This window comes from Sideroxyarcus sp. TK5 (assembly GCF_054601595.1).
Genome location: NZ_BAAHSJ010000003.1, coordinates 215060 through 236703 on the forward strand (window position 1 = coordinate 215060; position 21644 = coordinate 236703).

The following is a 21644-nucleotide window of genomic DNA, read 5'->3' on the forward strand; positions in this document are numbered from 1 at the left end:
GCTGGGTAGATTGCCGTTCGTCGCCCGCCGCCCGCCGTTCGTAGAAGCAACTTAATTTCTACTTGATAAGTCCGTGTTTTATCGCGTATACTGGCCTGCACTTGTAGAGGGATGGGTTGCGACCTTTTGCGAAGCAAGTGATTCGGTATAAAAACGGGGCTGCGGCCCCATCAATCTCTAGGAGAGACATTATGAAGAAACAACAAGGTTTTACACTGATCAAACTGATCGTGGTGATCGTGATTCTGGGTATTCTGGCGGCGACTGCATTGCCAAAGTTTGTGGATTTGTCTTCGGATGCGAAGGTCGCAGGTGTTAAGGGTGTTGCTGGTGGATTGGCTTCGGCAGGTGCAATCAACTACGGAACTTGTTCTTTGCGTGGTGCGTCAGGTGTTGGTTGCACGCCAACCTCTGGTGTGGCCTGCGAGACTGCTGCTGGTTCACTTCTGGAAGGTGGCGTACCAGCAGGCTACAAGATAAGTGGGACTGTGCCTGGTTGTACAGTTGGTTATGGTAGTACTGCTCCTGGTGAGCATGCCGTTTCTGCAGTGGTTCCAGCGATTTAAATTAAATAGCTAAAGGGGGCAGGCTCGATATATTTCTGACTGACTCCTTGCTCTCAATTTATCGAGGTTGAAAGCAGTATTAAGTAATAGAACAAAGGAGGCCGTGGCCTCCTTTGTTTTGTGAGCGTGATCAAGTCGTGCGCCAGCGCGACAAGACTTATCAAACAATCGTGGGGTGCTGCAGGCATCTCACTCACGGATTGCAAATACGGTCGATGAAGTTACTGACAAACCAACGCGGTTTCACACTGACGGAATTGATCACGGTCATCGTGATCGTTGGCATCATTTCCGTTGCGGCCTTGCCGCGCTTCTTCGATCAGAGTGGTTTTGAAAGCCGCGGTTTCCGCGATCAGGTGGTGGCAACGTTGCGGCATGCTCAGAAAGTGGCAATTGCCCAACACCGCTTCGTATGTGTCGCATTCACGGCTAATACAATCACGCTGACTTATGATCCAGTACCACCCAGTGCGGCTTATACGACAGCGACTTGCCCGGGTAATGCTCTCACTAGCCCGGCCGGGGCTACGCCATATACCGTTACTGCCCCGGGTGGGGTGATCTTGGGCGGCTTTGTAAGCCCAATGACAATGAATTTCGATGCATTGGGCAAGCCGAGCGCGGCACAATCCATCACAGTGACTGGTAGCACGGCGATTACCATCGAGGCGGAGACGGGTTATGTACATTAGGGGCTGCCATTGAGGACCAGCGATCTACTCAAAGCCTTGTCCGAAGCGCATGTTTGTTATGTGCTGGTTGGTGGTATGGCAGTGCAGTTGCATGGTTATTTTCGCGCCACCTTCGATGTGGATCTGGTGTTGGCGATGGATGATGAGAACCTCTTGCGCTTCATTGGAGTGGCCAGGCAGATCGGCTTGGTGCCTTCGATGCCGGTGCCGATCGATTCCTTGCGCAACGCGGCGCAATTAGAGCAGTGGCATCACGAGAAGGGCATGCTGGCCTTTGCGTTGAGAGAGCCACAAACAGGTGGCGGAGTGGTAGATGTATTGGTCCGCCCCGAGGTGTCGTTCGAGCAATTACACAAGAACGCAGTCGTGGGCGAGTTGTTCTCGCAACAGGTGATGATCGCATCCATAGACGACCTGCTGACGATGAAGCGCTGTGCCAATCGAGATAAGGACAAGCTTGATATTGCGGCGCTGGAGAAGATCAAGCGCGGAGAAGACCCAAATGAGTGAAGCGGGAATCGGGAATAAGTGCGTATTGAAGGAAGCAGTCATGCTGGCGCGCCTTAATAGGTCCGACGAGATGAGGGAGTTCTTCATCGAGATGTGGAAGCAAAATCCTGCGCTGGCAAAGCAAGGCGGCGCGCGCGTGCAGAATCTGTTGTCGGCGGTGGAGAGCAAGCAGCGTGGCATCAGCCTCATCGAACTGATCATCTTCATCGTCATCATCAGCGTGGCGCTCACCGGTATTCTGCTGGTGATGAACCAGGTAATGGCGCACAGTGCCGACCCATTGGTGCGCAAGCAAGCGCTGGCAGTGGCAGAATCAATTTTGGAAGAAGTGGAGTTGATGCCGTTTACGTATTGTGATCCTAACGATGCGAGCGCGGTTACGGCAACCTCCACGGCGGGGTGTACAGTCCCAGAGGTGTTGGGTGCTGAAATTGGTGAGACGCGTTACTCGCCTACCACCCCGTTCGATAATGTGAATGACTATCACAATTTCCAGATGGCAGCGGGTTCCATCATGGATATCACGAATTCCAATACAGGTTTGGCCGGTTACGCGCTTAGCCCCATCACGGTGACGGCCATAGACTTGGGCGGAATCACCCAAGCCAGCGGTGATGCCTTGCTGATTACGGTCACAGTATCCGATCCTGCGGGTAACGACATCGTGCTGCAGGGAATTCGCACGCGTTATTCCCCTAGGAGTGTCCCATGATGAAGGCAAGCGTGCATTTGCGAGGTTTTACGCTGGTTGAGATGATTGTGGTCATCGTTATCACGGGCATCATCGCGGGTATCGTGGCGATATTCATCAAAGCACCCGTGCAGGGTTATGTGGATAGCGCGCGCCGAGCTGAATTGACGGATATTGCAGATACTGCTTTTCGTCGTATTGCGCGCGACTTGAGATTGGCGCTGCCTAACAGTGTTCGCCGTTCAGGAACGTGCGATGGAACGGCGACCTGCTTTCTCGAATTCATCCCTACTGTGGGTGGCGGACGCTATCGTTCATCTGCGGGGGCGGGGGTTTTATGCGGTGGCTCGGCAGATGGTGATGCACTTTCTTTTGCTGCCGCCGACACCTGCTTTGAGGTGTTTGGGCAGATGCCGCAACAAGTAGTGATTGGTGACCAGATTGTGGTCTATAACACTGGGCAAGCTGGTGCAAACGCCTATGCAGGAAACACGTTGGCGACGCACAACCGCCGCGTTGTGAGCGGTGTGGGTGCTCAAACCATTAGCATCACTTCTACTGCCAAATTACCCTTGGATTCTTGTGTGACTGATATCACCGGGGCAGTGGTGGGCGGATGCCGCTTTCAGGTGGTACAGTCGCCTGTGACTTATGTTTGCGATGCGGCCAATCAAAAGTTGGTGCGCTGGCAGGGCTACCCCATTGCCGCGACACAGCCTACTACGCTTCCAGCCGGCGCAACAGAAGCGCTACTGGCAAATAGTGTGAGCAATTGTGATTTTTTGTATAACGCTATTTCGCAAAGGTCGGGTTTGGTAACCATGCGCTTGGCTATCAGTGAACAGGGTGAAAGCGTCAGTCTCTACAACGCGGCGCATGTGAATAATTTGCCATGAAAAAAATTCAACGGGGCTTCAGTATAATTACCGCCATTTTTTTATTGGTGGTGCTGTCCTTTTTGGGCATAGCGATGGTTTCTTTTTCGACATCTCAACACGAGAGTTCCGCGATGGATGTCATGGGCGCGCGTGCCTTCCAAGCTGCCAAGGTGGGTATCGAGTGGGGGGCTTACCAGGTGTTGCCCAATTCTGGCGGAGCGTTTGCGACAGCATGCCGTACCGGGCCTACGTCTAGTCCGGTTGCGGCGAGTGCCGGGTCGACATTGAGCGGTTTTAATATCCAGGTTGACTGCCAGTCCACTGCACACAGCGATGTCAGTGCGTCAGGCGGTACGGTGAGAGTGTATGACCTCACAGCCACCGCTAAGCAGGGAGCGGCAGGTCAGGCGGGTTTTGTTGAGCGGCAGATGCGAGTGAGCATTTCGCAGTAAATGTTGGTGTAACGATTTGATGAAGGTGTGAAGAAGTCGTCATTCGCGCGCGGCGGGATTGACAGATTTGATTGAATTGGCCCTTCTCTAGATTTTGGATAAATTGTGCAGATACGGCACTTTCGCGCTAAGTGAGGTTGAAATGAATATTTTTACTAAAACGTTTTCCTTGAGCTTGGTCATGCTGCTTGTTTCCCCCAATGCGGTGGTTGCGGCAGTATGTACAGTCAATAATGGTCTGATTCAACCTATGAATCCAGACATTCAATTGAATGGCGTGGCGGGCGTGCCGGGCTTGGTGATTGGCGTGGGCGAGCCGACCTGCGTTGTTGCACCCGTCCCATGTAATGACAAGCTGGGCGTGGTTTATGTCAATGGTGTTGCAACTGCATTGCCCGCCAATACTGCCCAATTGAACGGGGTCAGCGTGGCGAGTACAAATCACGCCGTGGCTGTGGGTGATAACAAGTTTGGTACAACACCGCTGGTGCAGTTCAACGGCACGACATGGTCGGCCATGCCTACGACGGGTACTGCGCCAACCCAAGATGCAAACGGTGTGAAAACTTTCGGGCCGAACCAGACGTATGTGGTGGGCGATCAAGGCATTTATTTTTTCAACGGTACAACATGGATACGTCAGCTAGATACTAATTTGGTTCCCAAAGTGAATAACCAGAACGCAGATAAGTTTGAGGCGATCTGGGGTGGTGCGACGAATGTCTATGCGTTGGCTGACAATGGTGCGCTTTACACCAAGGTTGTTGGAACGCCTCCTACTGCTTGGACTCTCATTACTGCCACCTATCCTGCCGGTGCAAATAATGCTGATTTTCAGGCGATCACTGGAGATGCGGCGGGCAATATTTACGTCACCGGGCAAGCAAACAATAACAAAGGGTTTGTTTATCAATACAACCCGACAACTGGAGCATGGACTGAGCTGATTACTACAACCGGTGCCGGGAAATTTGATCTGAATGGCATTGCAATCAATCCGGTGAATGGCGCGATCACCGCAGTTGGTGATAACGGCGCTCAAATCACCTCAGGACCCAATGGGGTTGGGCCGTGGACGCAGATTCCTGAAGTTAATAAAACAAACAATATCAATGCAGTTTATATCGACCCGAATGGCACCACCTTCATGGCTGGACAAACTGCGACTGGCTGTACAACAGGGCCAGATCATATTTTGATTCAGCACACGGGGAGCGGGCTGACGTGCTCACCATCCACGATCACCTTGCGTGCCTGTGCGCAGAGTGCTGCTGTCGATCCTACATGCGCTAATCTCTACACGGGCGGGGGGGTGATGGTCACTCCTGCGCCTGCGGGTGTTGCGGTTACCATTGACGCGACGGGTATCGCCACCACCACTGTGCAGCAAACGACAGCGGGCCCAGTCACGCTGTCGGCTACGGCAAATCCCGCTGCCGTTGCGGCAACGACTTGTACAGTGAACAATGTGGCGAATTGTGTGATGAACTTCAGCGATGCTGGTTTCGTCGTCACTATCCCCAATCACACTTCTTGCACCAATGCCACGGCCACCATCGAGGCAGTACAGACGGGAGGCACGGGACGTTGTGTGCCTGCCTATCAAAATGTGACGCGACCTGTGGATCTGAGCTTTGCTTACACCTCGCCAGCCAGTGGCACGCAGTCGATTAATGTGTTGTCTGGCTCTGATCTGACCAGCATTACAACCACAGCGGCAACGCATCAATTACCTTTTGATGCAAACGGCACGGCTACATTGAGTTTGAGTTATGCCGATGCTGGAAAGCTGACCTTGACGGCAAATGGCACCGCCCCCACAGGAGTGGCAATGATCGGTAGCGGTGCATTCATCGCCGCGCCCGCCAGTTTCGTATTCAGTAATATCCCCGTTGCGCCTTTGGTCGCAGGACAGGCGTTCAATGCCAGTGTGACCGCCAAGAATGCGTGCGCTGCAACTACGCCGAACTTTAATGGCACGGTGACTTTGTCTTCCGCCAATCCGCAGCCTGCCTTGGGCAATGCGACGGCGATCAATCAAAACGCGGCTACCTTTGTCAATGGCGTATCCAGCAACTCCCTGACTTGGGATGAAGTGGGAACAATTGATCTTAATGCCGGCATGAGCACTTATTTGGGCTGGACATTGCCCAGCGCAGTAACGGGAACGCAGACCGGTGTGGGACGCTTTCAGCCGGCCTATTTTGTAACGACTGCCACGCCGGCATGCGGGACTTTCTCTTATGCGGGATCGAGCAGTCCTTTGAAAGCAGGGCAGCCATTCGGTGTGACGGTAACAGCCTATGCAGCTACCAATAATGTGACCAAGAACTATGCGGGTGCTTTCGCGAACCTCACCACAATTTCGAATGCTGGTGTCGCAACGGGATTTGCAGCCAACACGATTCCAGCCTCAGGATTCGCGGCAGGAGTGGGCAGCGCAAGTGCTGTAACCTATTCCTATGCAACGCCAGAAGTTGCTCCGCTGACGTTGACATTGCGTGCAACCGATGCCGATACCCCCGCAGTGAATTCTGCAGGGCATGAGGTCCTGATGGAGGTGCGTAGCGGAAGGGCGCGCCTGGCCAATGCCTATGGTTCGCAATTGTTGGATTTGGAACTTCCGTTCATGGCTGAGTATCACACCGGCTCGCGCTGGGATTTGAATGGCGCAGACAGTTGCACTGTTGCCACGATAGGCGCGTTGGTTTTACAGCCTGGTGGCGCGGCGGTGAGCAAGACTTTCAACTCGCCGTTTCAAGTTGGACAAGGTGGGCTGATACTCACTAAGCCAATGATAAATGGCGTAGTGACGGTATCTCCATCGGTTCCGGAATGGATGAAGTATGCATGGGAAGGGGGGCTTTCGAACCCTACAGGACAGGCCACTTTCGGGATCTACAAAGGCAGCAAGGAATTCATCTATCTGCGCGAAGCGTATTGACGGAAGTCGGTATTTCGTCAGGCGGCCATGCCTTGGGTGTGGCCGTTTTTCTTTCGAGTGACGGAAACGCGACGATTGTGGTTGAGAAATGCCGGAAGTTTGACGCTTTGAAATGAAATTTATCCTTGACGGCAATAGGTTAGTAGATTAAGTTCGCCCAAATTATGGAATTTTCCCGATTATTCTCGTTGTTCCAGCGCGGTAGCCGTGAGGCCGGCTGGACAGCTGTCACCCTTGGAAGCAAGGGGGTCTATGTCGCGCAGGCGAAGTATGTCGGGGCGCGTCCGCAGGTCACGCGCTGCACATTCCTTGCCGCGACCGAGGTGAATTCGGCTACGCTGGACAGAGTGCGCAAAGAACTGCAACTCGATAATGCGCGCGTCACGACGTTGCTGGCTCCCAACGAGTATCAGATGCTGATGGTCGAGGCACCGAATGTGCCGGTGGATGAATTGAAAACAGCCATCCGCTGGAAGATCAAGGACTCGCTCAACTACCATGTGGATGATGCGACCATCGATGTATTGCAAATCCCCATCGGAAAGTATGGCAGTGAGCGTCCGCAATCGTTGTATGCCGTAGCGGCCTCGAACGAGACGATACGCAAGCGCATCAGCATGTTCGACAAGGCAAAGATAGACCTGTCCGTGATCGACATCCCCGAAACGGCGCAACGCAACATTGCTGCACTGTTCGAGACCGAGGGCAGGGGCCTGGCGATGCTGTCTTTCGATGATGAGGGGGGGCTGCTCACGATCACCAGCGACGGCGAGTTGTTCCTGGCCCGTCGCATCGAGATCACCGTCGGGCAGTTGTCCGATGCGGACGAGACGCTGCGTCAGCAGTACCGTGATCGCGTCGAACTGGAAGTGCAGCGTTCGCTTGATTATTTCGACCGTCAATTCCATCACCTGTCGATCAATCGGATGCTGGTATCCGCTCCGGAAGAACTGGGCATGGTCGCCGTGTTGGGCGGCAGCTTGGGCATGCCGGTCGAAGGGCTCGATCTGGCGCAAGGGATGGATATCGTCGGGGTGCCGGAATTGGCCGATAGCGAGTATGCGAGTTACGCGCTGTACGCGCTGGGTGCCGCGCTGCGCTTGGAGAAGAAAGCGCTATGAGCCAGCAGATCAACCTGTTCAACCCGGTCTTTCTCAAACAGAGGAAGCATTTCTCGGCGCTGACCATGCTGCAGGCTTTGCTGCTCATCGTGCTGGGATCGATGCTGTTCTACGGTTATGCCATGTACCAGGTGAAACTGCTGGCGAAACAGACGGCCGAGATGAATGTGCGCTACGAGGCGGAGCAGAGGCGTCTGGTCAACTACATCAACGAGTTCTCCCCGGAGCGCGCGCAGAAGCAGCTGAACGATGAGTTGCAGATGGTTGAAGCGCAGGCCAGCCAGCAGGAAACCCTGCTTGCGACGCTCAAGAGCGGTGCGTTCGGCAATACACAGGGTTATTCGGAATATCTGCGCGCATTCGCGCGCCAGACGGTCAAGGGCTTGTGGCTGACCGGTTTCGACATCAATGGCGATGGTGCGCAGATGAGTCTGCAAGGGGCCGTCGTCAATCCACGGCTCCTTCCGGAATATATCCAGCGCATGAATCGTGAGCCGGTGATGCGGGGCAAATCGTTCGCTGCCTTGCAAATGAAGCAGCCGGAAGCTGCAAATAATCAGTCGGCGACGGGGTATGTTGAATTCAACCTGAGATCGGTGGTCGCCGGGGAGGTTGGGAAAAAATGAAAGAGCGATGGGATCAGATTGTTTCAAAGATCGACGCGATGTCGCTGCGCGAGCGCGCCTTGGTTTTCGCAGCGGTTGCGTTCGCGCTGGTGGCTTTGATCGACTCGTTCTTCCTCAATCCCCTGCTGCAACAGCAGAAACGGCTTTCCTCTCAGGTGGTGCAGCAGCAGGAGAAAATGAAGGAGATACAGGGGCAGTTGGCGGCGCTGTTGCAGGCTAAGGAAGCCGACAAGGACGCGCCGCAGCGCGAGCGTATCCGTCAGCTGCGCGAGCAGATTGCGCAGGGCGAGATGTTCCTGAAGGAAACTCAGGACAAGCTCGTGGCTCCCGAGCGTATGGCACATCTGCTGGAACAGGTGCTGGTAAAGAACGGCCGCCTGCAATTGGTCTCGCTGGAGACGATGCAGGTGGCGAACTTCATTGAGCCGTCGGCCAAGGATCCCCAGCCCGCCACGGCAACGGGCAAGCAGATCTACAAGCACGGCGTCAAGATCACAGTGCGCGGCAGTTATGCCGATTTGACGCAATATCTCCAGATGCTGGAAGAGTTGCCTACCCAGATGTTCTGGGGGATGGCGAGCCTGAATGTGGTGAAATACCCCCAAGCGGAATTGACACTGACACTGTATACACTCAGTTTGGACAAGACATGGCTACAGGTATGAAGCGACTCGCCACAGCTTTGCTGTTATGCATGATGCCGGGCATGGGTGCATGGGCGGCTGCCGATTTGGACGATCCAACGCGCCCCGCGTTCGATCTGGTACCCGGGCTGGACGGACAAATCGTGGATACCGCGTCTACAAAGATTGCCCCCACCGGTTTGCAATCCGTGATCCTTTCCGGGAAGCGTGAGGCAGCCATCATCAATGGCACGGAAGTGGAAGTCGGCAAGAAGTATGGCAACGCGACGCTTACGGTCGTGAACGAGACCTGCGTGGTACTGATGGGGCCGGAAGGGCGCCAGGTGATGCACATGTATCCGACGGTCAATCTGTCCAAGAACGAGCTGGCCTGCGCTGGGCGTAGCGGCCTGCAGACCATACGCAAAGTGGCCGTAAAGAAGAAACCAAGGAAAAAAACCGCGCCGGCAAAGAAGAAGGTCGTGACCTGCGTGGATGAAGACACCAAGGATGGGAGTGGAAAATGAGGCAATTATTCATCGTGCTGAGTCTGTTTGCATTCGCCGGTTGCGCGACGAACGGTGCCAGCCAGAACGCCAAGGGCCAGATCGACACAGAACTGGATGCGGCAGTAAAGGCCAGCACGCAGACAGAGGTCTATGACGCGCTGCTGCCGCCATTGCCGGGGCAGACTGCCCCAGCCGATTCCGCCGCCTCTGAAGCGAAGTTCGACCTTGCCGTGAACAACACGCCGGCCCAGCAGGTGTTCATGGCCATCGTGTCCGGCACGCGCTACAGCATGCTGCTGCATCCGGATATCGAAGGGAGCATCTCGCTCAACCTGAAAGACGTGACCGTGTTCGACGCTCTGGAAGCCATCCGCGAGATGTACGGTTACGAATACAAGATCGACGGCACGCGCATCTACATACAGCCACTGGGTCTGCAGACTCGCATCTTCCATGTGAACTATCTGACCGGCCAGCGCGAGGGTAAATCCAGTCTGCGTGTGACATCTGGCTCCGTGTCGGACGCGCCGACCTCTTCCACCGGCGCGACCGGTGTGGCCACCAATTCGACCGGCGGGCAGTCTGCGCTGGACAGCAGCAAGGTTAGCATGACCAGCAGTGCCGATTTCTGGGATGAGCTGAGCAAATCGCTGGCTGCCATCGTCGGCAACGAGAAAGGCCGTAGCGTGGTGATCAGCCCGATGTCGGGTGTGATCGTGGTGCGCGCGATGGCGGAAGAGATGAAGAATGTAGCCGCCTACCTCAAGGCTTCACAGATCTCCATCGAACGTCAGGTGATCCTGGAGGCGAAGATCGTGGAAGTACAGTTGAACGAATCCTTCCAGTCCGGCGTCAATTGGGGTGCGATCAAGAATACGGCCAACAGCGGACTCAGCGTCGGCCAGCTTGCCAACGGCACAAGCTTGCCGAATGCGGGGGGCTCGATCACCAACGGGATCGTGACATCGACGCCGGGAACGAATATCGCGCTGGCCGCTGCCGGATCGCTACCGGCGGGCGCCATCGCGGGCAGCATATTCGGCCTCGCCTTCCAGACCAGCAACTTCGCGGCGCTGCTGAACTTCCTCGAATCGCAGGGTGATGTGCATGTACTGTCCAGCCCGCGCATCGCAACGTTGAACAACCAGAAGGCTGTGCTGAAAGTGGGTACGGACGAGTTCTTTGTGACCAATGTGACGAACACCACGACCACCGGCACGGCCACCACCAGCACGCCCAGCGTGACCTTGCAGCCGTTCTTCTCCGGTATCGCGCTGGATGTGACGCCGCGCATCGACCAGAACGACGAGATCATCCTGCATGTCCATCCGTCGGTCAGCCTGGTCAGCACGGTCAACAAGACCATCAATGTGGGCGGCGTGGGCGGCACACTGAACCTGCCACTGGCCTCCAGTTCGATATCCGAGACAGACAGCATCGTGCGCGCGAAGGATGGACAGATCGTGGCGATCGGCGGTCTGATGCGCCAAGCCACCTATGAAGACCAGTCAGGCCTGCCGGGATTGCCAAAATCGCTATTCGGGCAGAACAGCCAGACATCGCAGAAACGCGAACTGGTGATCCTGATCAAGCCGACGGTGGTGAACAGCGAGAAAGACTGGTCCGACGACATCACGCGCAGCCGTGACCGCATCAAGGGCATGACCCGTTAAGCGATGTACCTGCAGCATTTCGGACTGCGCGAACCACCCTTTTCGCTGACACCGGATACCAGCTTCTTTTTCGCCTGCACGAATTATCAGGAGGGGCTGAACACCCTGCTGGTCGCGGCTCGCAACGGTGAAGGATTCATCAAGATCACCGGCGAAGTGGGCAACGGCAAGACCTTGCTGTGCCGCAAGTTCCTCTCCTCCCTGAGTCAGGGCCGACAGACCACCACGCTGATCGGTACCCAGGATGCCGGCACCCAATCGGCGGGCACCCAATTCGTCACCGCCTACCTGCCCAATCCTTATCTGGAGCCGCGCAGCCTGCTACTGGCGCTGGCGGATGAGTTCCGTATCGAGCTGGATCCCAACGTCGACCAGCACATGCTGCTGAAAGAACTGACGCGCGCCTTGCTCCACTTCGCACGCGAAGGCAAACGCGTGCTGGTCTGTCTGGACGAGGCGCAAGCGATGCCGCTGGAGAGCCTGGAAGTGCTGCGCCTGCTGACCAATCTGGAGACGGAGAAGCGCAAGTTGCTGCAGGTGGTGCTGTTCGGGCAGCCGGAGCTGAATGACCGTCTGCGCCACAATTCCATCCGCCAATTGCGCCAGCGCATCAGTTTCCAGTACGAGCTGAAAGGCCTGCGCCGCGACGAACTGGAGCGTTATCTGCGCCATCGAGTCGCAGTCGCTGGATACGCCGGCGAGACGCTGTTCGCCCGCAGCGCGGTAGGCAAGATGCATCGTGTGACGGGCGGTACACCGAGGCTGGTGAACATCCTCGCGCACAAGGCCTTGATGCTGGCGTTCGCCGAGGGACGGCAGCAGGTTGGCAGCAAGCATGTCGCCAGTGCGGCAGCAGATACACCCGAAGTGAAACGGGACTGGCTGCCATGGGCACTGTCGGGTCTGGTCATCGCCGTGGCGCTGAGCGTCATCGCGCTGGTGTTGTCACTATGAGCCTGATCAATCAGGTTCTGAACCAGCTGGAACAGCGCGGCGCACACACCGCACCGGATCAGACGCAGATCCGTGCCGTCCCCGCATTGCCGAAACGGGACTGGATCAAACCGTTGGCACTTGCTGCAGGAGTCCTGCTCGTGGCGAGTGCGGGGGGCTGGTTGTGGAAACACAAAGCCGAAAGCCCGGGACCGGAGGCACAGGGCAGCAGTGTTTCCCCGTTAGCGCCGACCGTGGTCGAGCAGGAAGCTGAACCGCGCACTGGCCCCGCTGTACGACTCAGCTATGAGCTCAGCGCGCTGCCGCTACCTGAATCGTTGCGCGAAAGCGAACCGCAGCTCCAGCCGCCATCGTCATCCTCGCGCCCGCTGGTGGCGGACATGGCAGTCGAGCCGCTGCCGGTGCGCGAAGCGCCGAGCAGCCCGCCCGTCATCACACGCAGGGAGGCACCGCTGCCCGTCAAGCAGATCAGCCCGTTGCAACGTGCCGATGCGGATTACCGCAAAGGTCTGCAAGCGCAACAGCAGGGCAAGGTGCCAGAAGCGATGGCTGCCTATGAAGCCGCCCTCAAGGGCAATGAGCAGCATGAGGCGGCACGGCTCGCGATGGCTGCCCTGTTGCAGGAGAACGGCCAGCAAGCGGCGGCCGAGCGCCTCCTGCAAGCCGGCCTGCTCCTGAAACCGCTGCGTTTGTCATACGCCATGGCGCTGGCGAGGATGCAGCTCGGGCGCGAGCAGCTGGGACTGGCGGTAGTGACGCTGCAGGCGCATCTGGCTGCGGCTGATGGCCAAGCCGACTATCAGGCGTTCTATGCCGCGCTGTTGCAGCGGCAGGAGCGACACAAAGAAGCCGTGACCCACTATGAGATCGCGCTGCAGATATCGCCCCGCAACGGTGTCTGGCGTGTGGGCTATGCCATCTCGCTGCAGGCGGCAGGGCGGCCGGAAGATGCCAAACTGGCTTACAAGCAGGCATTGTCGACCGGTACGCTCTCGCGCGAATTGACCGCTTTCGTGCAGCAGAGGTTGGCGGGACTCTAGCGCTTCTCCCGGTGCGGAACGGTGCGCGCCACCACCCAGGCGCTGACCTCCCTGGCCCCCGCATCGCGCAGCAGATGCGCCAGCGCATCGATCGAAGCGCCGGTGGTCATCACGTCATCCACTATCGCGACATGTTTGTCCCGCACATCCAGACCTGCCGTCAACGCGAAGGTCCTGCGCATGTTGCGGCTACGTGCCCGCCAGGGCAGGGTGGATTGAGGGGGTGTGTCACGCACACGGGACGCTGCACCGGTAAGCAGGGGCAGTCGCAGCACGGCGGCGAGGCGCGATGCAAGCAGCTGCGATTGGTTGAAGCCGCGTTCACGCAAACGCGCAGGATGCAACGGCAAGGCGAGCAGGCAGTCGGGGAGCGAACGGATGCGCGAAGCCAGTGCGTCGGCGAGGAAGTTGGCGAGGATCAGCTGCTCATCGAACTTGAGCGCCTTGATCAGACTATCCAGCGGAAACTCGTAGCGGAAGGCGGCGAGGGTATGCATAAAGCCGGGCGGATGCTGCAGGCAGCGTCCGCACACCTCGCCCGAGGGCAAGGGGGCGGCACAGACCGTGCAAGCGGGACCGGTATGATGGGGCAGGCTGTCGGCGCAAGCGGAACAGCACAAGCCGTCGTGACTGGAGGCACCGCACAGGAAACAGGGTTGCGCGGGTAGCAGGCGAGCAATATATGGGCTGATGTTCAGCGATTGCGAGCCAAAAATTGACAATACAACCTCCATCAACGAACATGCGTGCCGCAATTTAGCGCCGAATCCCCTGAAAGCAAACACCAAAATGCAAAGCCAGCCCGTCACCCTCGTTCGTCCTGTTAAAGCTAAGACACCGGCCACGCCGCAACGCTGGCGTGTGGAAGCCATCGAAGCCCTGTTCAAACTGCCGTTCGCAGATTTGCTGTTCCAGGCGCAGCAGGTGCACCGCGAGCATTTCGATCCGAACGCGGTGCAGCTTTCCACCTTGCTCTCGATCAAGACCGGCGGTTGTTCCGAGGACTGCGGTTACTGCCCGCAATCGGCGTTCCACGATGCGGGCGTGGAGAACCGCAAGATGCTGGAAGTGCAGGAAGTGATCAAGGCCGCGAAGGCTGCACAGGCTGCCGGTGCCGACCGTTTCTGCATGGGCGCGGCCTGGCGCGAGCCGAGCAAGGAAGACATGGCGGCCGTGGTGGAGATGGTGAAAGAGGTCAAGGCACTGGGCATGGAGACTTGCGCCACGCTGGGCATGCTCAATGACGAACAGACCGAGCAACTGCGCCAGGCCGGACTCGACTACTACAACCACAATCTGGATACCGCGCCGGAGTTCTATGGCGACATCATCAGCACGCGCGACTATCAGGATCGCATCGACACACTGGAACGCGTGCGCAAGGCAGGCATGCATGTATGCAGCGGCGGCATCGTCGGCCTGGGCGAGAACCTGACGCAGCGCGCCGGGCTGATCGCGCAACTGGCCAACATGGAGCCCTATCCCGAGAGTGTGCCGATCAACAATCTGGTCAAGGTGGAAGGCACGCCGCTGGCGCAGCAGGAAGACATCGACCCGCTGGATTTCGTACGCACCATCGCCGTGGCGCGCATCACCATGCCCACCGCGCGCGTGCGCCTGTCCGCCGGGCGCCAGCAGATGAGTGAAGCGATACAGGCGTTGTGCTTCCTCGCGGGCGCGAACTCCATCTTCTATGGTGACCAGTTGCTGACCACCGGCAACCCGGATGTCGAGCGCGACCGCGCGCTGATGGACAAGCTGGGCATGTACCCCTTCGCCGAGAAACACTGATGACCTTTGCGGCGCTGCAAGGTGATCTCGACGAGCGCGCCGCAGAGGGCTTGCTGCGTCAGCGTCGCACGCTGCAAACGCCGCAATCGCCGCACATCATCGTCGACGGCAAACCTTACCTCGCGTTCAGCAGCAACGACTACCTCGGCCTCGCCAACCATCCGCAACTGATCCAAGCCCTGCAACAGGGCGCGGCAACATGGGGCGTGGGCGCAGGCGCGGCGCATCTGGTGAACGGACATTTCACGCCGCACCACGAACTCGAACAAAGCCTCGCCGCCTTCGTCGGTAAACCCGCTGCCCTGCTGTTCTCGACCGGCTTCATGGCCAATCTGGGCGTGGTGCAGGCGCTGGTCGGCAAAGATGACACGGTGTACGCCGACAAACTCAATCACGCTTCACTGAACGATGCGATGCTGCTGTCGCGCGCGAGCATGCAGCGTTACCGCCACGGCGATATGTCCCATCTGGAGAGCCTGCTGGCGAAGCAGCACGGTGGAAGAAAACTGGTCGTCACCGACGCCGTGTTCAGCATGGATGGTGATATCGCGCCGCTGCCGGAATTGCTGGCGCTGTGCGAGAAACACGATGCATGGCTGCTGGTGGACGATGCGCATGGATTCGGCGTGCTGGGGCAACAAGGACGCGGCTCACTCTCGCATTCCGGTCTGGATTCTCCGCGCATCATCCTGATGGGCACATTGGGCAAAGCGGCGGGCGTATCCGGTGCCTTCGTCGCGGCGGAGCAGGTCGTCGTCGACAGCCTCGTCAATAACGCGCATAGCTATGTGTACACCACGGCATCGCCTCCCGCGCTGGCCGTTGCGCTGCTGGAAAGTCTGACGCTCATCGAACAGGGCGATGCCATGCGCGCGCATCTGCAACGGTTGATCGCGAAGCTGCGCGCAGGATTGAGCGATCTGCCCTGGCAATTGATGCCTTCCGACACGGCCATCCAGCCTTTGCTGGTCGGCGACAACAAGCAGGCGCTCACTTTGAGCGAGGGTCTGCGCGCACGCGGCATCTGGGTCGCCGCGATCCGCCCGCCCACCGTGCCGCAGCGCACGGCGCGTCTGCGCATCACCTTGTCGGCCGCGCATACGGAATCGGATGTGCAACGATTGATCGAGGCCTTGCATGCGCTTGCATGTTGAAGTGACGGGGCAGGGCAAACCGTTGGTCATGCTGCATGGCTGGGGCATGCACGGCGGCATCTGGGGCGAAGCCGCCATCCGGTTGGCGGAGGACTTTGAAGTACACAACCTCGATCTGCCCGGACATGGTGCAAGCGAGGCGCAAGGCGATCTCACGCTGGACGGCATCGTCGAACAACTCGATGCGCAGTTCGGTCAGCCTGTCGCAGTCCTCGGCTGGTCGCTCGGCGGCATCATCGCGCAACACTGGGCTGCACGTGCGCCGCACAAGGTCGAGCGCCTGATACTGCTGGCGAGCACGCCGTGCTTCACTGCACGCGAAGACTGGCTGTTCGGGATGGCTGGCGAGACACTGCAGCAGTTCGCGGCTGAACTGGAAAAGAACCATGCCGCCACCTTGCGTCGTTTCCTTGCTTTGCAGGTGCGCGGCAGCGAACACGAGCGCGAGTTGCTGGTCGTGTTGCGCGAGCAACTGTTCAGCCGTGGCGAACCGGATGTGTCCGCGCTGCGCGGTGGTCTGGATATCCTGCGCGATGCCGATCTGCGCGAGCAGGCGGCACGGATCAAACAGCCGACGCTGGCCATCGCCGGCCAGCGTGACAAACTGACGCCGCCGGAAGCCTCTTACTATCTGGCACAGGTGATGCCGGACGCACGCGTGGTGGAGGTGGCGGGCGCGGCGCATGCGCCGTTCCTGTCTCATACCGACACTGTGATCCAGCATATGAAGAGATTCCTGCATGAATGAATTCGAGATAGACAAGAAGCAAGTGCGACAGGCATTCAGCCGTGCCGCAGCGGACTACGATGCGGCGGCGGTGATGCAACGCGAAGTGTGCATCCGCATGCTGGAGAAGCTGGACTACATCAAGCTGCAACCGGCACACCTGTTGGATGTGGGCAGCGGCACCGGCTGGGGCACGCGACAATTGGGAGAGCGTTATCCGAAGGCGGACGTCACCGCGCTCGATATCGCGCTCGGCATGCTGCAGCATGCGCGCGGCACAGCGGGCTGGTGGCGGAAGCTGTTCCAGGGGCGTCGCGAGCGCTTCCTGTGTGCGGATGTCGAGGCGTTGCCGCTCGCTTCGGGCAGCGTGGACATGGTGTGGTCCAACCTCGCGCTGCAATGGTGCAACGATCTGCCTGCCACCTTCGTCGAACTGCACCGGATCTTGCGCACGGACGGCCTGCTGATGTTCTCCTGCTTCGGGGTGGATACACTCAAGGAATTGCGCATCGCATTCCGCGACGTGGATGGCTACAATCACCTCAACCGTTTCGTGGATATGCACGATGTCGGCGACATGCTGGTGGCGGCCGGATTCGCCGACCCGGTGATGGAGATGGAGAAGATCACCTTGACCTATGAGGATGCGCGCGCGGTGATGCAGGACCTGAAGAGTATCGGTGCACACAATGTCACTGCGGGGCGTGCAACGGGCATGATGGGCAAGGCCGCCTGGCAGCGCGTCATCGAGAACTATGAGACGTTGCGCCGCCACGGCAAGTTGCCGGCCACATTCGAGATCGTCTACGGCCATGCCTGGAAGCCCGTGCCCAAGGCCGCCCCGGACGGGCGCGCCATCATCCGCACCGATTTCAAGCTATGAGCTACTTCGTCACCGGCACCGACACCGGCGTCGGCAAGACGCTGGTCAGTTGCGCCCTGTTGCATGGATTCGCCGCGCGGGGGAAGCGTGCATACGGCTTCAAACCGGTCGCTGCAGGAGCCGACGAACATGACCATAACGAAGATGCCATCGCGTTGCGCGAAGCCAGCAGTACGCAACTTGCCTATGGTCAGGTGAACCCCTATTGTTTCCCGCGCGCCATCGCGCCGCATCTTGCGGCAAGACATGTCGGCGTGCGCATCGAGATGCGCCGCATACTGACTTCGTTCCAGGAACTGGCCGGGCAGGCGGATGAGGTCATCGTGGAAGGTGCGGGCGGCCTGCTGGTGCCGCTGAACGAAGACCTCACTTTCGCCGATCTGGCGCGCGAGCTGGATATCCCGCTGATACTGGTGGTGGGCATGCGCCTGGGTTGCATCAACCATGCGCTGCTGACCATGGCCGCGATCGAGGAACGCCAGCTGGAATGTGCCGGCTGGGTGGCCAATGTGCTGGACGAGGACATGCCCGCGCTACAGGAGAACATCGACACGCTGCGCGCGCGCATCGCAGCCCCCCTGCTCGGTATCGTGCCGCGCATGGACGTGGCGGATGGGAAGCTTGTGGCGCGGCATCTGAATATGGATCTATTGGAGCACGTGCGGGACGATGAGTGAATTCAGTATCTTTGCAGTGTTCGTGGTCGGGCTGCTGGGGGGCGTGCACTGCCTCGGCATGTGCGGCAGCATCGTCGGCGCGTTCACCTCGCAGGTGCCGAAGCAGCACGCACGCTGGCCGTTCCATCTGGCGTACAGCAGCGGGCGCATCGCCAGTTACGTTATCGCCGGTGTGCTGGTCGGCGCGGTGGGGCAGGCCGGTCTGCTGATGCGCGACGCGGTGCCGGTGCAGCATCTGCTGTTCGCGCTGTCCAGCCTGATGCTGGTCATGCTCGGCCTGTATCTGGCCGGAGTGTGGGGCGCAGTGCGGCGGCTGGAGCAACTGGGCGGCGGCCTGTGGAAGCGCTTGCAGCCGTACACCACAAGGCTGCTGCCGGTGGACACCGTGCCGCGCGCGCTGGGTCTGGGCGCGCTGTGGGGCTGGTTGCCGTGCGGACTGGTATACAGTGTGCTCCTCACCGCACTGGCCAGCGGCGATGCGCTGCAGGGCGGGTTGACCATGCTGGCCTTCGGCCTGGGGACGTTGCCTAACCTGCTTGCCATCGGCCTGTTCTGGGAAAGCATCCGGAGTTGGGTACAATCGCCGCGTGTGCGACTGGCGGCTGGGGCGCTGGTGGCGGGTTTCGGGGTGTACGGCCTGGTCAAGGTCTCGTACACATTCTATGTGCATGGTTGGACTGGAGCGTGTCATGTCGCTGCGTAACATCCTGTTGCTGCTGTCGTCGCTGCTGCTGCTCGGTGCGTGCGGCGAGCCCAAACTGCCCTCGCCGTTCAAGGCGAACGAAGTCACCGGAAAATATGCGCAGGCCGATTTCAGTTTGCACGACCCGTCCGGCAAGACCGTGACGCTGGCCGACTTTCGCGGCAAGGCGGTCGCGCTGTTCTTCGGCTATATCCATTGTCCAGACGTCTGCCCGACCACCCTGGCCGACATGGCGCAGGTGATGCGCATGCTGGGCAAGGACTCGGAGAAGGTCCAGGTGCTGTTCGTGACGCTGGATCCCGAGCGCGACAAACCGGAATTGCTGGCGCAGTACGCGCCTGCCTTCTACCCTTCCTTCCTCGGCCTGTACGGTGATGCGCAGGAGACCGCCCGGGCCGCTCAGGCCTTCGACATCATCTACCAGCGGCAGGCCACCAAGAGCGGCAGCTACACGCTCGATCATTCGGCCGGCACCTATCTGATCTCGCCGTCCGGCAAGCCGGTGCTGCTGTCGCCCTTCGCGCAGCGCCCTGAATTCCTCGCGCAAGACATCCGCTTGCTGCTGGCGATGAAATGAACGGCCTCGCGGGTTTCCTGAAGTTCGACATCGACGAAGACAACCTGCCGGTGCGGCGCGAGCAGGTGCGCGCGCGCATCGCCTGCTATCCGACCATGATCCTGCCGGCGATGGCCATCGTGCCGCTGCTGGCGTGGGTGATGTGGGACGAGGTGTCGCATCAGGTCCTGCTGTGGTGGATGGCGCTGGCCTTCTCGTCGCAACTGTTCGAGCTGTGGCAATGGTGGCGTCACCGCGCGGCGGCCAACGATATACACCAATGCCGTCGCTGGGACCGGCGCTTCCGCTTCAACACCGCGCTCGGCGCGTCCGTCTGGGGGTTGGCATGGCTGTTGATGTATGTGCCGGGCGACCTGGCTTACCAGATACTGATCATCTGCGTGGCGATGGGCTTCGCCTCGGGCGGTGTGACCATCAACCCGGTACACCGTCCCTCGCTGTTCCTGTATCTCATCTTCCTGCTGGTGCCGCTCGTTATCCGTCTGGCGCTGGAGAACGACAAGCAGCACTGGTTCCTGGCACTGATGCTGGTGGTGTTCATCGCTTTCATGCTGAATGCGGCGATGCGTCTGATGTATACCTTCGAACTCTCGTTGCGGCAGCGTTTCGAGAAGGAGGGGCTGTTGCGCGAGTTGCGCCAGCGCGAAGAGGCGATCGCCGAAGCGCTGGAACAGGCTGAATCAGCCAGTCGCGCCAAATCGAAGTTCCTCGCCACCGCCAGTCACGACCTGCGCCAACCTTTGCAAGCATTGCGCCTGTTCACCGAGGCTCTGCAGGAAACCGCGAAGGACAAGGAAACGCTACGCTTGTCGGGGCAGATCGGCAAATCGGTCGATGCGCTGGTGGATATGTTCGACGACCTGCTGGATGTCTCGAGACTGGGCGCGGGCATCGTAGAACCCCGCTGGCAGCATTTCAATCTGGGGCCGTTGCTGGACAGGCTGTACGGCGATTTCGCCCCCATCGCCCAGGCCAAGGGGCTCGGCTACGAGATGCCGAACATCGGCGAGCATTGCACGCCGCAGGGATGCGCTTCCGTGGTCTACAGCGACCCGTTCCTGCTGGAGCGCATGTTGCGCAACCTGATCTCGAACGCCATCCGCTATACCGACACCGGCAGTGTGGTGGTGCGCTGCCTATGCAAGGATGCCAAGGTGGTGATCACGGTCGAGGATACCGGTATCGGCATCAAAGCCGAGGCCTTGCCGCACATCTTCGATGAGTACTACCAGGTAGGCAATCCGCATCGTGACCGCCGCAAGGGGCTGGGCCTGGGGCTCACCATCGTGCACCGCATCGACCAGTTGCTTGGGAGCGGACTCGAAGTCAGGTCGGAATCCGGTGTCGGCACCACCTTCTCTTTCACCATCCCCAAGGGCGATGCCGCGCAACTCGCCCAGCCGTTTGTCATCTCGCATTCCGAATACGAACTGGATGGCCGGGTGGTCGCACTGGTCGAGGATGATCCGGATATCCGTGAATCGACGCACGAGTTGATGCGGCAATGGGGGTGCCGGGTGTTCGCCTCGGAATCGGCGGATGAGGTGATGCGCGAACTCGATGTGGCCGCACAGCGGCCGGACGTGCTGGTATGCGACTACCGTCTGCCGCAGGGCATGACGGCGATCCATGTCATCCGGCGCATGCGCGAACTGTGGGGTGCCGATCTGCCGGCCGTGGTGCTCACGGGGGATACCGCCAGTGAGACCTTGCACGAGATACACGCCAGCGGCGCCGTGCTGCTGCATAAACCGATCGCTCCGATACGCCTGCGTGCGATGGTGTATTTCGCCTTGACCGGCAAGCATTAGCGGCTGAATGACCATGCCCGGAGTGATATGATCGCGGGCAAG

23 protein-coding genes are annotated in these 21644 nt (G+C 59.0%); 22 read left to right on the top strand and 1 reads right to left on the bottom strand.

Features of this window, described 5'->3' with window-relative positions:
* Positions 1-191: 191 nt before the first annotated feature.
* From ACYPYQ_RS06885 to ACYPYQ_RS06950, 14 genes are all read left to right on the top strand, one after another.
* Positions 192-566 carry a type II secretion system protein gene (locus ACYPYQ_RS06885; RefSeq protein ID WP_459721838.1) on the top strand — a complete coding sequence of 125 codons (375 nt, stop codon included), beginning with the start codon at positions 192-194 and terminating at the stop codon, positions 564-566.
* 215 nt (positions 567-781) lie between these two features.
* Positions 782-1258, top strand: a complete 477-nt coding sequence (locus ACYPYQ_RS06890; RefSeq protein WP_459721841.1) for a prepilin-type N-terminal cleavage/methylation domain-containing protein — start codon at positions 782-784, stop codon at positions 1256-1258.
* Between the two features lie 75 nt (positions 1259-1333).
* The gene (locus tag ACYPYQ_RS06895; RefSeq protein ID WP_459721844.1) at positions 1334-1768 is read left to right on the top strand and encodes a hypothetical protein; all 435 of its coding nucleotides are present in this window, start codon (positions 1334-1336) and stop codon (positions 1766-1768) included.
* Positions 1761-2480, top strand: a complete 720-nt coding sequence (locus tag ACYPYQ_RS06900) for a type IV pilus modification PilV family protein (protein ID WP_459721848.1) — start codon at positions 1761-1763, stop codon at positions 2478-2480. Before ACYPYQ_RS06895 ends, ACYPYQ_RS06900 begins: the two co-directional genes overlap by 8 nt.
* Positions 2477-3355, top strand: a complete 879-nt coding sequence (locus ACYPYQ_RS06905) for a PulJ/GspJ family protein (RefSeq protein ID WP_459721851.1) — start codon at positions 2477-2479, stop codon at positions 3353-3355. The genes ACYPYQ_RS06900 and ACYPYQ_RS06905 overlap by 4 nt, the downstream gene beginning before the upstream one ends.
* Complete coding sequence (locus tag ACYPYQ_RS06910; protein WP_459721854.1) at positions 3352-3789, top strand: hypothetical protein; 438 nt, start codon at positions 3352-3354, stop codon at positions 3787-3789. Before ACYPYQ_RS06905 ends, ACYPYQ_RS06910 begins: the two co-directional genes overlap by 4 nt.
* Positions 3790-3931: 142 nt before the next feature.
* On the top strand, positions 3932-6733 hold the full coding sequence (locus tag ACYPYQ_RS06915; RefSeq protein WP_459721857.1) for a DUF6701 domain-containing protein: 2802 nt from the start codon (positions 3932-3934) through the stop codon (positions 6731-6733).
* Positions 6734-6897: 164 nt separating this feature from the next.
* Positions 6898-7854 (top strand): agglutinin biogenesis protein MshI, encoded by a 957-nt coding sequence (locus ACYPYQ_RS06920; RefSeq protein ID WP_459721860.1) that lies wholly within the window; start codon positions 6898-6900, stop codon positions 7852-7854.
* A complete protein-coding gene (locus ACYPYQ_RS06925; protein WP_459721863.1) occupies positions 7851-8480 on the top strand; it encodes a PilN domain-containing protein in 630 nt (209 codons plus the stop codon). Before ACYPYQ_RS06920 ends, ACYPYQ_RS06925 begins: the two co-directional genes overlap by 4 nt.
* Entirely contained in the window at positions 8477-9145 is a 669-nt protein-coding gene (locus tag ACYPYQ_RS06930) for an agglutinin biogenesis protein (protein ID WP_459721865.1), read from the top strand. Before ACYPYQ_RS06925 ends, ACYPYQ_RS06930 begins: the two co-directional genes overlap by 4 nt.
* Positions 9130-9630 (top strand): hypothetical protein, encoded by a 501-nt coding sequence (locus ACYPYQ_RS06935; protein ID WP_459721868.1) that lies wholly within the window; start codon positions 9130-9132, stop codon positions 9628-9630. The genes ACYPYQ_RS06930 and ACYPYQ_RS06935 overlap by 16 nt, the downstream gene beginning before the upstream one ends.
* Positions 9627-11285: a secretin N-terminal domain-containing protein gene (locus ACYPYQ_RS06940; protein WP_459721870.1), complete on the top strand. Its 1659-nt coding sequence runs from the start codon at positions 9627-9629 to the stop codon at positions 11283-11285. The genes ACYPYQ_RS06935 and ACYPYQ_RS06940 overlap by 4 nt, the downstream gene beginning before the upstream one ends.
* A 3-nt stretch (positions 11286-11288) precedes the next feature.
* Entirely contained in the window at positions 11289-12239 is a 951-nt protein-coding gene (locus tag ACYPYQ_RS06945; protein WP_459721873.1) for an ExeA family protein, read from the top strand.
* Complete coding sequence (locus tag ACYPYQ_RS06950) at positions 12236-13279, top strand: tetratricopeptide repeat protein (RefSeq protein ID WP_459721876.1); 1044 nt, start codon at positions 12236-12238, stop codon at positions 13277-13279. The genes ACYPYQ_RS06945 and ACYPYQ_RS06950 overlap by 4 nt, the downstream gene beginning before the upstream one ends.
* Here the strand turns inward: ACYPYQ_RS06950 and ACYPYQ_RS06955 are convergent.
* Positions 13276-14001 (bottom strand): double zinc ribbon domain-containing protein, encoded by a 726-nt coding sequence (locus ACYPYQ_RS06955; protein ID WP_459721878.1) that lies wholly within the window; start codon positions 13999-14001, stop codon positions 13276-13278. The two genes, ACYPYQ_RS06950 and ACYPYQ_RS06955, sit on opposite strands and share 4 nt — an antisense overlap.
* 67 nt (positions 14002-14068) lie before the next feature.
* On the opposite strand from ACYPYQ_RS06955, the gene bioB reads away from it, so the two are divergent.
* From bioB to ACYPYQ_RS06995, 8 genes are read left to right on the top strand one after another with little or no spacing between them, the layout of a single operon-like run.
* Entirely contained in the window at positions 14069-15070 is a 1002-nt protein-coding gene (gene bioB, locus ACYPYQ_RS06960; RefSeq protein WP_459721881.1) for a biotin synthase BioB, read from the top strand.
* Positions 15070-16224 carry an 8-amino-7-oxononanoate synthase gene (gene bioF / locus ACYPYQ_RS06965; RefSeq protein ID WP_459721884.1) on the top strand — a complete coding sequence of 385 codons (1155 nt, stop codon included), beginning with the start codon at positions 15070-15072 and terminating at the stop codon, positions 16222-16224. The genes bioB and bioF overlap by 1 nt, the downstream gene beginning before the upstream one ends.
* The gene (bioH, locus tag ACYPYQ_RS06970) at positions 16208-16972 is read left to right on the top strand and encodes a pimeloyl-ACP methyl ester esterase BioH (RefSeq protein ID WP_459721887.1); all 765 of its coding nucleotides are present in this window, start codon (positions 16208-16210) and stop codon (positions 16970-16972) included. The genes bioF and bioH overlap by 17 nt, the downstream gene beginning before the upstream one ends.
* Positions 16965-17834 carry a malonyl-ACP O-methyltransferase BioC gene (gene bioC / locus ACYPYQ_RS06975; RefSeq protein ID WP_459721890.1) on the top strand — a complete coding sequence of 290 codons (870 nt, stop codon included), beginning with the start codon at positions 16965-16967 and terminating at the stop codon, positions 17832-17834. The genes bioH and bioC overlap by 8 nt, the downstream gene beginning before the upstream one ends.
* Positions 17831-18511 carry a dethiobiotin synthase gene (gene bioD, locus ACYPYQ_RS06980; RefSeq protein ID WP_459721893.1) on the top strand — a complete coding sequence of 227 codons (681 nt, stop codon included), beginning with the start codon at positions 17831-17833 and terminating at the stop codon, positions 18509-18511. The genes bioC and bioD overlap by 4 nt, the downstream gene beginning before the upstream one ends.
* Positions 18504-19214, top strand: coding sequence for a sulfite exporter TauE/SafE family protein (locus ACYPYQ_RS06985; protein ID WP_459721896.1), 711 nt, complete (start codon positions 18504-18506; stop codon positions 19212-19214). The genes bioD and ACYPYQ_RS06985 overlap by 8 nt, the downstream gene beginning before the upstream one ends.
* Positions 19201-19791, top strand: coding sequence for an SCO family protein (locus ACYPYQ_RS06990; RefSeq protein ID WP_459721899.1), 591 nt, complete (start codon positions 19201-19203; stop codon positions 19789-19791). Before ACYPYQ_RS06985 ends, ACYPYQ_RS06990 begins: the two co-directional genes overlap by 14 nt.
* Positions 19788-21602, top strand: a complete 1815-nt coding sequence (locus ACYPYQ_RS06995) for an ATP-binding response regulator (protein WP_459721904.1) — start codon at positions 19788-19790, stop codon at positions 21600-21602. The genes ACYPYQ_RS06990 and ACYPYQ_RS06995 overlap by 4 nt, the downstream gene beginning before the upstream one ends.
* Positions 21603-21644: the final 42 nt, after the last annotated feature.